Origin of the sequence: Rhizobium ecuadorense, assembly GCF_001187535.1 — a bacterium.
In the GTDB taxonomy this organism is placed as follows: Bacteria; Pseudomonadota; Alphaproteobacteria; order Rhizobiales; family Rhizobiaceae; genus Rhizobium; species Rhizobium ecuadorense.
In genome coordinates, this window is sequence record NZ_LFIO01001826.1 from 1 (window position 1) to 506 (window position 506).

Sequence of the window (506 nt, forward strand, 5' to 3'; positions counted from 1 at the left end):
GAGGGCAAGGGCGCGACTTGCCTTCTCGTAGGCTCTTTTTCGAGCCAGCGCACTCTGGAGAACGTCGTCATATGTGCTGCGCCAGACAAAGGACGTCGCATGCGCATCGGCCGCGAATGCTTCGGCAAAGCCGCCGTCCAGTGCCTCCGCCTTGTCAAACAGCGCCAATGCCTCGAGCATCCGGGAACGGCGTCCTGTACGGGCCGCCTGCTCGGCACGCAGATAATAATCATATGCCTCGAGATTAGTGGTCGGAGGACGGGCGATGCGCTCGGTCTCGCTTCGAGTCAGTTTCAGACCGAGCGCATCGGCAATCTGTCTGCCCATCGCGTCCTGCACGGCAAACACCTCCGCCGCGCTGCGGTCAAATCGATTGGCCCACAGATGGTCGCCGCTCGAGGTATCGATCAGTTGCGCGTTGACGCGGATCAGATCGCCGCTCCGCTGCACGCTGCCCTCAACGACGAAGCGCACGCCGAGGTCACGTCGTATTTCCTCCAGGACGT

1 pseudogene is annotated in these 506 nt (G+C 62.1%); it reads right to left on the reverse strand.

Annotated elements, in window-relative coordinates:
• Positions 1–506: pseudogene (locus tag AF337_RS38675) on the reverse strand (adenylate/guanylate cyclase domain-containing protein); the annotation flags it as partial.